The organism is Roseateles sp. (genome assembly GCF_049240545.1).
Taxonomy (GTDB): domain Bacteria; phylum Pseudomonadota; class Gammaproteobacteria; order Burkholderiales; family Burkholderiaceae_C; genus Paucibacter_A.
In genome coordinates, this window is sequence record NZ_JBMLSK010000390.1 from 1 (window position 1) to 10,394 (window position 10,394).

The window sequence follows — 10,394 nt, forward strand, 5'->3', positions numbered from 1 at the left end:
CCTGGGCGTAATAGGTCTCGGCATTGGCCTTGATCTGCTCGGCCGTCAGCGGCGGACGAGTGGCGTTGCGGCCAGACGGGTCGCCAATCATGGAGGTGAAGTCCCCGATCAAGAAGATCACCTGGTGGCCCAGGTCCTGCAGCTGGCGCATCTTGTTCAGCACCACGGTGTGGCCGATGTGGATGTCGGGGGCTGTTGGGTCCAGGCCCAGCTTGATGCGCAGCGGCACGCCGGTGGCCTCGGATTTGGCCAGCTTTTGCAACCAGTCCGCCTCGGGAAGCAGCTCGTCACAAGCGCGCAGAGAGACCGCCATTGCCTCGCGCACTTTGTCGGTGATCGGGTATGCCGGCTTGGCCGAGCTTGGGGGATTGACAGGCGCGGGCGTTTGCTTTTCGGTCATGACAATGAGCTGGGCTCGGGTAAAGCCTTGATTTATCGGGTTTTCTAGACGTTGACGCGGCGATTGACTCTGTATACTCGCGCCTAGTTTTCGATGACACCCCCCAGAAGTTGGTGAGATGTCGCGAAAAGATCAATTCTAGTGGACGCGATTCATGGCTTTCGCGACACCTTTGTCAGACGCTCGCTGCAGTTGAGTGTCAAAACAAGAAGAACTTGGGATTTGATGAGCGTGACTGACCGGATGAACGATGTGAAACAGGCTCTGGCGCGAGCCGAAGCCTTTGCCGCCCGCCATCCCCGTGCTTTGACGGGCACCGTGGTCGGCCTGCTCAGCGGCTTTGCCGTGACCGCTTTTGGCATTGCCCCACTCGCCCCTGACGCCCGCGATTTGCCCCAGCGCACCGTGGCCGAGGCAGTGCAAACCCTTGATCTGGACGATCAACTGGCTGCGCTGGCCGATCACAAGATTGGGCTGAGCCGCAGTGAACTGACCCGCAGCAGCGACACGGTAGAAAGTCTGTTCAAGCGTCTGGGCGCCTTTGACCCAGCCGCTGCTCAGTTCTTGCGCACCGACCCGCTTGCTAAGCGCGTGCTGCAGGGCCGCGCCGGAAAGTCGGTGCACCTGACCGCCGATGCTTCAGGTGCGGTGCAGTCGATGGTGGTGCGATTCCAGGCCGACAAGCCTGAGCAGCAATCCACCCATTTCAATCGACTCAGCATCACCCGCTCCGGCAACGCCTTCAGCGCCAAATTGGAAACGGCCGCGCTACAGGCGCAGGTTCGCTTGGGCAGCGGCAGCATTCAAACCTCGCTCTTTGCCGCCACCGATGAGGCGCGCATCCCGGACGCCATTGCCTCACAAATGGCCGATATGTTCTCCGGCGACATCGACTTCCACCGCGAACTGCGCAAGGGCGATCGCTTTTCTGTCGTGTATGAAAGCCTGACCGCCGATGGCGAAGCCGTGACTTGGGACAGCGGCGCCAGCGGCCGCGTCATTGCCGGTGAGTTCATCAACAATGGCCGCAGCCATTCAGCCGTTTGGTTCAAAGACAGCGTGACCGGCAAGGGCAGCTTCTTTGGCTTCGACGGTCAGAGCAAGCGTCGCGCTTTCTTGGCCAGCCCGATGGAGTTCTCCCGCATCACCTCCGGTTTTGCGATGCGCTTCCACCCGATTCACAAGACCTGGCGCGCCCACCTGGGCGTGGACTACGGCGCCCCCACGGGCACCCCCGTCCGCACCGTTGGCGACGGTTTGGTCGAATTTGCCGGCTGGCAAAACGGCTTTGGCAATGTCGTGCATGTGCGTCATAACGGCGACCGCACCACCGTCTATGCGCACTTGAGCCGTATCGATGTCAAGAAGGGCCAACGCATTGAACAGGGTCAAAGACTGGGCGCTGTAGGCGCCACCGGCTGGGCCACCGGCCCACACCTGCACTTTGAATTCCGTGTCAAGGGCGCCCACCAAGACCCACGCGCGATTGCCCGCGCCTCCGAGGCTGTCACGCTGCCGAACTACGCCCGAGCCCAGTTCAAGCAGACCGTGGCCAGCGTCAAGTCGCAACTGGACGTGGCGCAGACCATGGACGGCGGCGTCAGCGGCGCAGACTGACCCACCGGCGCCGACCGTTTTCCAGGCATGCCCGGGCCGCGCGATCTTTTCATCGGCCTGATGTCCGGCACTTCGCTGGACGGAGCAGACGCCGTGTTGGCGCGCTTTCCCGAAGCGGGTGGCGCCATGGAAGTGCTGCAACACCTGCATCACCCCTTCCCAAGCGCCCTGAGGGATGAGTTGCTAGCCCTGAACAGCCCCGGCGACAACGAACTGCACCGCAGCGCACTGGCCGCCACAGGGGTGGCGCGCAGTTATGCCGATCTTGTGGCGCAATTGCTGGAGGCAAGCGAGATCTCTCCCCGCAGCGTCACAGCGATCGGCGCGCATGGACAGACGGTCAGGCATCGCCCCGGTGAGTTCGACGGCTGCGGCTACACCCTGCAATTGATCAATGGCGCCTTGCTGGCGGAGCAAAGCGGCATCCCCGTGGTCTGCGATCTGCGCAGCCGGGATCTAGCTGCCGGAGGGCAAGGCGCCCCTTTGGTTCCCGCCTTTCATCGCGCGCAGTTTGGTCGAATGGAACGCGATGTTGCGGTACTGAACATTGGTGGCATCAGCAATATCAGCCTGCTCGACCGTCAGGGCGGCACCCTGGGCTTCGATTGCGGGCCGGGCAATTGTCTGATGGACCTTTGGGCTACCGAACACCTGGGGAAGCCGTTTGACGCGGCCGGCGCCTGGGCCGCCAGCGGCAAAGTTTTGCCGGACTTGCTCAGTCAGATGCTGGCCGAACCCTTTTTCGCCCTGCCCCCGCCGCGCAGCACCGGGCGCGACCTGTTCAATCGCGCCTGGCTCGATCGTCTGCTGCCAAGCTCAAGCCACGCTCAGCCCCAGGACATTCAAGCCAGCCTGCTGGAACTCACCGTACACGGCGTCGTGGACAGCCTGAGACGGTACGGGCTTTCAAGCCAGGATTTGCTCGTTTGCGGCGGCGGCGCACTCAATGCGCACTTGATGCAGCGACTGCAAGCGCTATTGCCCGGAGTCAAAGTCCTGCCGACCGACGCCCGAGGCCTACCGGCAATGCAAGTCGAAGCTGCGGCCTTTGCCTGGTTGGCGATGCGCCATGTGCGCGGACTACCCGGGAATCTATCCAGCGCCACCGGCGCCTCAGGCCCGCGCATACTGGGCGCACTCTACCCGGCCTGATAAGGCTTGCCACAATGAAAAAGCCGCCAAAACTTGGCGGCTTTTGAACAAGGCTGAAAACAGCTTCAGACCGAGAAACTGGACCCGCAACCACAGGTGGTCGATGCATTCGGATTCTTGATCACGAACTGCGCGCCCTGCAGGTCTTCCTTGTAATCGATCTCGGCGCCGACCAAGTACTGCAGGCTCATGGCGTCAATCAGCAAAGTCACGCCATTCTTGTTCATCTGGGTGTCGTCCTCGTTGACAGCTTCATCAAAGGTGAAGCCATACTGGAAACCGGAGCAACCGCCACCCTGCACGAATACACGCAACTTCAACTCAGGATTGCCTTCCTCGGCAACCAGATCACGCACCTTTTCGGCCGCACTGTCGGTGAAGACAAGGGGAACAGGCATGTCATCCACAGACGAGGAGGAAGACTCAAGAACTGCGCTCATATTTATTCCTGATGGTTAGGCTCAATGCTCGTATTGTCCACATAAAACCCGACTAACGCAGTCGGATGATGACAAGACCACAAAGCACCCGCTGGCAATTGTTGCGCCAAGCATGCACACGAAGCCAAAAAACGAAAAAGGCCGCTCGAAAGCGGCCTTGCAGTGCGGCTTTGCACACCCCAAGGGCAGCAAAGACCGACAACCAAGTTCGATCAGCGCTTGCTGAACTGCTTCCGACGACGAGCGCCGTGCAGACCGACCTTCTTACGCTCGACTTCACGCGCATCACGCGTCACGAAGCCAGCGCGGCTCAGTTCGGACTTCAAGGTTGCGTCGTAGTCGATCAGAGCGCGGGTGATGCCGTGACGCAGGGCGCCGGCTTGACCCGACTCGCCACCGCCATGCACATTCACCTTGATGTCAAAGGTCTCGCCATGATTCGTCAGCAGCAAAGGCTGGCGAGCAATCATGATCGAGGTCTGACGACCGAAATAATCACCAATGGCTTTGCCATTGACGACGATTTGGCCGGTGCCCTTCTTGATGAAGACACGAGCGACCGACGACTTGCGGCGGCCTGTACCGTAGTTCCAGTTTCCGATCATCATCGTTCCTTAGATTTCCAGAGCCTTGGGCTGCTGAGCGGCGTGCGGGTGGGTGTCACCTGCATAGACCTTCAGCTTCTTCACCATGGCGTAGCCCAACGGACCCTTGGGCAGCATGCCCTTGACAGCCTTTTCCAAGGCGCGGCCTGGGTGCTTGGCTTGCATGTCCTTGAACTTGGTGGCGTAGATACCGCCCGGGAAACCCGAGTGACGGTAGTACACCTTATCATTGGCCTTGTTGCCAGTGACACGCAGCTTTTCTGCGTTGATGATGACGATGAAATCGCCGGTATCCACGTGAGGCGTATAAATGGCCTTGTGCTTGCCGCGCAAACGGAGTGCCACTTCGCTGGCAACACGTCCGAGCACCTTGTCGGTGGCGTCAATCACAAACCACTCGTGCGTCACTTCTGCCGGCTTGGCGCTGAAGGTCTTCATGAGAGTTACTTTCGAATGCTGACCCCAAAACGAGATCAACGGTCGGATGGCTGAATCAGATCTTGGTGCCGAATCTTGTTCAAATTCGTTTCTTCGCTCGGTTCCGCTTATTGAGGTCAAGTGCCGGCTCTCACCAAACACCCTGATCTCGCGGCCTCTCACGTCAGGCACAAAGACTTCTTCCCTGCAGCCAAATACAGGAAAGCCAGACATTCTAGCAGACACCAAAGAAACTTGAAAGGCCTCTCCCAAGAGGTGCGCCACACGGCGCTGATCACCTCAAGCTAAAATCAGGGAAACTACTTAGCCCGCACTTCGGTAAAGCCCATGACCTCGCCCTCCGCCTCCCCCAACCCACAGGCCCCTGCCGCCGCAAAACAGGCCGGCAGCTTCGCCTGGGGTCCGGTAGCCGCGCTGGGTCGACTGTCTTCCTGGATTCCCATCCGCTCGCTCGGTAGGCGGCATCGCCGGCGCATCGCCCAGCATTTGCTATCGCTCAACGAGCGCGATCGCTATCTGCGCTTTGGTTATCCAGCATCGGATGAGCAAATCAGCCGCTATGCCATGGCCATCGACTTTGATCGGGACGAAGTCCTGGGCGTGTTCAACCGAAAGCTCGAGTTGGTGGTGATGGCCCATCTCGCCTACGCCCCAAAACCCCAAAGAGCCGGGCAACCTGCCATGGCGGAGTTTGGCGTTTCGGTGCTACCGCAGGTCAGGGGCCGAGGCCTAGGCGCCCGCCTGTTTGAACGAGCTGCCCTGCACGCACGCAACCGCGGCATCGACACCCTCTTTATTCACGCACTGAGCGAGAACGGGCCCATGCTGAAGATCGCTCGCAATGCGGGAGCCACGGTGGAGCGGGACGGTTCGGAGTCCGAGGCATGGCTGCGTTTGCCGCCCGATTCAGTGTCCTCTCATGTCGGCGAGGCGATCGAGCGTCACATGGCTGAGTTGGACTTCCAGTTCAAACGCCATGTTCGCGTGATTGGCGACATCATCGACGGCGTCGCCGAAGTCAAAGCCAAGTTCGAAACACCAGGCAAGGCCGCAAAACAATAGTCTCAGTCGCCAGGGGCGCGAAAGTGGCTGGACCCCACCTAGACCGGGGGTAGCTACCGAGTTAGCTGTCATCGAACTGCGCTACATTGATTGCATAAGCGCGGTAACAACAGCGCAATTCAAACATTGAGGCTGTCGAGGGACATGCAAACCATCATTCCTTGGGTGATCGCGCTGCTGGCTGGCTTTGCCATGCTGGCGTTCGCTGTTTACTGGGCGTTACGACGGCCAGCAACAGCAAGCAAGCCGCTGCCAACCGAGTGGTCCCTGACAGCGCGGCCGGTCTTCAGTGCCGAAGAGCGGCGCGTCTATCGGCTACTCAAGGAGGCGCTGCCTCACCACGTGATTCTGGCCAAGCTGCCACTGGTTCGTTTTTGTCAACCGACCGAAGCCAACGAAGTGCGCTACTGGTTCGAGTTGCTGGGCGCCATCCATGTGACTTTCGCAATCTGCAGCCCCAATGGCCGCGTGCTGGCTGCGGTGGACCTGGACGGTGAACGCAGCATGTCCAGCCGCAGCCTGCAAATCAAGCAGTCGGTACTCGGTGCTTGCCGCGTGCGTTATTTGCGCTGCACCATGGAAAACCTGCCCAGCGCCGCCGAATTGCAGTTGCTGGTACCGTTCACCAACAGCAGTGCTCGCGGGCCCCAACCAGCGCCCACACCCACCGCCACAGCGGCAGCTCGCGCAGCCATCCAACGCGCCGCTGCACGCAGCAGTACTAGCAACAAAGCCCCAACCGGGCGACATGGGCTGTGGCAAGACTCCGCCATCTTCCACGATTCTTTTTTCGCACCCGACAGCCGGTTTGACACCGCTGCTGGCAGTGACTTGCCCAGAGCAAGTCGCCCCGCTGGCAGCAGCAGCTTTCAAGGCTTGACCTCCTTTGTCGAGCCGATGAGTGTCGACTCCCATTTCCCCGACGAAGCGCCGAACGACATCGTCGGCATGGTGGTGGACTCGCCGCGATACGGCGGACGCCTGCCGCGCTGAGATTTCAGTTCTTCCCGACGACTGCGCAAGCGATACTGCGGCGCCGGACCGAACAAGGTCCGGCGCCGTTTTTCTTTTCTCCGCCCATGAACCCAGACCTGGACCGCAGCTTTGGCGCCCTGACACCCGAATTCATGCTGGACGCGCTCGACGCGGCCGGCCTGTTCGGCGACGGCCGCATGCTGCAACTGAACTCTTACGAAAACCGGGTGTTGCAAGTGCATCTGGAGGACGGTCGCATTGCCGTCGCCAAGTTCTACCGTCCCGGCCGCTGGAGCGATGCGCAAATCTTGGAAGAACACCAGTTTGCGCGCGAACTGGCCGAGGCCGAGGTGCCGGTCGCAGCCCCTTGGACGCTCAGCGATGTCAAGGCGCAGTTGAAACTGGTGGGCGACCCGGCCACCTTGGCCCATTTTGGCGACCAGCGCTTTGCCGTCACGCCGCGCCAAGGCGGTCGCGCGCCTGAGTTGGAAGACCGCGAGGTCTTGAGTTGGATCGGCCGCCTGCTCGGTCGTTTGCACAATGTCGGACGACAGCGCCCGTTTGAGCACCGCTTGAGTTGGGTCGGCGCACAACCCGGCCAACTCGCGCGAACCTTGCTGCTCGACCTGGACTGCATTCCGATTGAAGTGCTACCCGCCTGGGATGCCATGGTGCAAGCCTGCCTGGCCCGCATCCAGCAAAGCTTTGATGCCATCCCAGACTTGCAAACGCTGCGCCTGCACGGCGACTGCCACCCCGGCAACATCCTCTGGACACCCGACCACGGCCCCCATTTCGTGGACCTCGACGACGCCGTCACCGGCCCGGCCGTGCAGGACCTGTGGATGCTCTTGTCCGGCGATGAGGTGGCGGCGCGCCAGCAATTGATGTGGATCTTGGACGGCTACGAGACCGTCGCCGAGTTCGACCGCCGCGAGCTGCGCTTGATCGAACCCTTGCGCACCTTGCGCATGATCCACCACAGCGCCTGGCTGGCCAAACGCTGGAACGACCCGGCCTTCCCCTTGGCATTCCCCTGGTTTGGCAGTTCCAACTATTGGCATGACCAGGTCGCCAAGCTCGGCGAGCAACTGGAAACGATGACGCCCAAGGACGAGCGGCCGGTGGATGACTTCCGCGACGAAGGCGATGTGTCATTCGACGAGGGTTTCCGCTAGGGAAATGCGCCGCACTTGGGCCACCTGGGATGACGAATTTGTCGGCCAGCTTTACAGATTTCTGCAGCCCAACAAGCTCGCGGCCCTAACTCCTTGATTCATTGAGCTGTATCAAGTTGGCACGAAACTTGTAACGGAATGTTGCCTTCTCCCCATGGAACGGAGGCCATGTCGAACCAGCGCCCAGCCGCTGCGCCGAACATGGCGCTGTGCTGTTGGGTTCTGGTCAACACTTCTTTGAATGAGCAATTTATGCAAACCCAAAAACTCTTCAGCGCCCTGACCCTGGCCTTCGTTGGCGGCCTCTTCACCGGTGCCGCACAAGCCGGCGTTGTCTATAGCGAAGGCTTTGACAACGGCTTCAACGGCTGGACCCGCGGCGATGCCTACTGGTCGAATTGCCAAGGCCAAGGCAATTGCGTTCTCAGCTCCGGGGGGCAGAGCGGCGCCTACTTCAACCTGGGCACCCGCACAGGCCCTGAACCCGACCACCGCTTTTTCATCAGTTCCGTGTTCGACATTGCGGCCAACAGCGTCTACACGCTGGATTTCTACGTCGCTGACAACTATGCCGGTTTTGCGCCGTACAACGTGCCCATCCAGGCACAAATCAACGGCAGCAATGTCGGCGGCATCGTCAAGGCCTCGACTGGAGGCTGGAACCTGATCAGCCTGCAATGGAACTCGGGCTCAGCCACCACGGCCCAGATCACTTTGAAGAACGAATACCAGCTGTCGGGCTACTACCAAACAGGCGGCTCGCACGACTGGGGTTTCGGCAACGACTTCCGAGTCGACTCGATTTCCATGACTGGCGCCGCTCCGGTGTCGAACCAAGTGCCGGAGCCCGCGACGCTGTCGCTGGTGGCCCTGGCCTTGCTGGGCGTTTGCGCCGGCCGTCGCCGCTCGGCTTGAGCACGACTCCATCGCCATGAAAAAGCCCGCCAATTGGCGGGCTTTTTTTCTTGCTGCGAGCCGTTGAACAATCAGCCCAGCAGCATGGCGTTGACGCGACGCACGTAGGCCGCCGGGTCTTCCAGATGGCCGCCTTCGGCCAGCACGGCCTGGTCGAAGATCACCTGGGCCAAATCGTCAAATTGGGCGGCGCCGTCCAGCTTCTTGATCAGGGCATGCTCGGCATTGATCTCCAGCGTCGGCAGCGAGCTCGGCGCAGCCTGGCCGGCTTGCTTGAGCAAGCGAGCCAAATGGCCGCTCATATCGCCCTCTTCCACCACGATACAGGCGGGCGAGTCGACCAGACGGGTGGAGACGCGCACGTCCTTGGCGCGCTCCTTCAACGCTTCCTTCAGGCGGTCCAGCAAGGGCTTGAAGGTTTCGGCCGCTTCCTCGGCCTTCTTCTTCTCGTCCTCATCCTGCAGCTTGCCCAGGTCGATGGCGCCCTTGGCCACCGATTGCAGCGGCTTGCCTTCGAACTCGAACAGGTGGGAGAGCATCCACTCGTCCACGCGATCGGTCAGCAGCAGCACCTCGATGCCCTTCTTGCGGAAGATCTCCAACTGCGGGCTGTTCTTGGCGGCGCTGAGCGAATCGGCGGTGATGTAGTAAATCGCGTCCTGGTCTTCCTTGGCGCGCTTCAGGTAGTCGACCAGGGACACGCCCTCGTCGGACTGTGTGGAGGCAAAGCGCAGCAGCTTGGCCAGACGCTCCTGGTTCTGGTGGTCTTCGCCGATGCCTTCCTTGAGCACCTGACCGAAATCTTTCCAGAAGTCGGCGTACTTGGCGCGATCGGCCGCGTCCTCGCTGTCGGCCAGCGATTCCAGCATGCCCAGCACGCGCTTGGTCGAGCCCTCGCGGATGGCCTTCACATCGCGGCTTTCCTGCAGCAACTCACGGCTGACGTTGAGCGGCAGGTCGGCCGAGTCGATCACGCCCTTGACGAAGCGCAGGTAGACCGGCATCAGCGCCTCGGCATCGTCCATGATGAAAACGCGCTTGACGTAGAGCTTGACGCCACCGCGCTTGTCGCGGTTCCACAGATCAAACGGCGCCTTCTTCGGGATGTAGAGCAGCTGGGTGTACTCGCTGCGGCCTTCCACGCGGTTGTGGGTATGGGCCAGCGGCGCTTCGGTGTCGTAGCTGATCTGCTTGTAGAACTCCTCGTACTGCTCCTGCGTGACTTCGCTCTTGGAGCGCGACCACAGGGCCGAGGCCTTGTTGACCGACTCCCACTCGTCCTTGATCACCTGCTTGGCGGCCTCGGCATCCCACTCTTCCTTCTTCATCAGGATGGGCAGGGAGATGTGGTCGGAGTACTTGCTGATGACCGACTTCAGACGCCAGGTCTTGAGGAACTCGTCCTCGCCTTCGCGCAGATGCAAGATCACATCGGTGCCGCGGCCGGCCTTGGTGATGGTCTCGACTTCGTAGTCGCCGGTGCCCTCAGACGTCCAGCGCACGCCGGCTTCGGCGGCCACGCCGGCGCGGCGGGTTTCCACCGTGATGCGGTCGGCGACGATGAAGCCCGAGTAGAAGCCCACGCCGAACTGGCCGATCAGGTTGGCGTCCT

General features: G+C 61.1%; 10 protein-coding genes and 1 pseudogene. 6 read left to right on the top strand and 5 right to left on the bottom strand.

The window, feature by feature from the left end; genetic code table 11:
• A pseudogene (locus ACOVRJ_RS23695) lies at positions 1–400 on the bottom strand (tyrosine--tRNA ligase); the annotation flags it as partial.
• A gap of 225 nt (positions 401–625) precedes the next feature.
• Between ACOVRJ_RS23695 and ACOVRJ_RS23700 the strand changes: the two are divergent.
• Both ACOVRJ_RS23700 and ACOVRJ_RS23705 read left to right on the top strand, forming a co-directional pair.
• On the top strand, positions 626–2,017 hold the full coding sequence (locus ACOVRJ_RS23700; protein ID WP_422046284.1) for a M23 family metallopeptidase: 1,392 nt from the start codon (positions 626–628) through the stop codon (positions 2,015–2,017).
• A 27-nt stretch (positions 2,018–2,044) separates the two neighbouring features.
• Positions 2,045–3,169, top strand: coding sequence for an anhydro-N-acetylmuramic acid kinase (locus ACOVRJ_RS23705; RefSeq protein WP_422046285.1), 1,125 nt, complete (start codon positions 2,045–2,047; stop codon positions 3,167–3,169).
• 65 nt (positions 3,170–3,234) lie between these two features.
• On the opposite strand, the gene erpA is transcribed toward ACOVRJ_RS23705, so the two are convergent.
• From erpA to rplM, 3 genes are all read right to left on the bottom strand, one after another.
• Positions 3,235–3,609: an iron-sulfur cluster insertion protein ErpA gene (erpA, locus tag ACOVRJ_RS23710; RefSeq protein WP_422046286.1), complete on the bottom strand. Its 375-nt coding sequence runs from the start codon at positions 3,607–3,609 to the stop codon at positions 3,235–3,237.
• Positions 3,610–3,821: 212 nt separating this feature from the next.
• A complete protein-coding gene (gene rpsI, locus ACOVRJ_RS23715; protein ID WP_339596078.1) occupies positions 3,822–4,214 on the bottom strand; it encodes a 30S ribosomal protein S9 in 393 nt (130 codons plus the stop codon).
• 9 nt (positions 4,215–4,223) lie between these two features.
• Positions 4,224–4,652 carry a 50S ribosomal protein L13 gene (gene rplM / locus ACOVRJ_RS23720; protein ID WP_349742571.1) on the bottom strand — a complete coding sequence of 143 codons (429 nt, stop codon included), beginning with the start codon at positions 4,650–4,652 and terminating at the stop codon, positions 4,224–4,226.
• A 327-nt stretch (positions 4,653–4,979) separates the two neighbouring features.
• Here rplM and ACOVRJ_RS23725 point away from each other — a divergent pair, with 327 nt between their 5' ends.
• The 4 genes from ACOVRJ_RS23725 to ACOVRJ_RS23740 all read left to right on the top strand — a co-directional run bounded on the left by ACOVRJ_RS23725 (position 4,980) and on the right by ACOVRJ_RS23740 (position 8,782).
• Positions 4,980–5,714 carry a GNAT family N-acetyltransferase gene (locus tag ACOVRJ_RS23725; protein ID WP_422046287.1) on the top strand — a complete coding sequence of 245 codons (735 nt, stop codon included), beginning with the start codon at positions 4,980–4,982 and terminating at the stop codon, positions 5,712–5,714.
• Between the two features lie 144 nt (positions 5,715–5,858).
• Positions 5,859–6,707 carry a DUF2726 domain-containing protein gene (locus tag ACOVRJ_RS23730; protein WP_422046288.1) on the top strand — a complete coding sequence of 283 codons (849 nt, stop codon included), beginning with the start codon at positions 5,859–5,861 and terminating at the stop codon, positions 6,705–6,707.
• Positions 6,708–6,793: 86 nt separating this feature from the next.
• The gene (locus ACOVRJ_RS23735; protein WP_422046289.1) at positions 6,794–7,867 is read left to right on the top strand and encodes a serine/threonine protein kinase; all 1,074 of its coding nucleotides are present in this window, start codon (positions 6,794–6,796) and stop codon (positions 7,865–7,867) included.
• Between the two features lie 252 nt (positions 7,868–8,119).
• Complete coding sequence (locus ACOVRJ_RS23740; RefSeq protein ID WP_422046290.1) at positions 8,120–8,782, top strand: PEP-CTERM sorting domain-containing protein; 663 nt, start codon at positions 8,120–8,122, stop codon at positions 8,780–8,782.
• A 71-nt stretch (positions 8,783–8,853) separates the two neighbouring features.
• Here the strand turns inward: ACOVRJ_RS23740 and htpG are convergent.
• Positions 8,854–10,394 (bottom strand): molecular chaperone HtpG (htpG, locus tag ACOVRJ_RS23745; protein WP_422046291.1); only part of this gene is annotated, 1,541 nt, incomplete at its 5' end.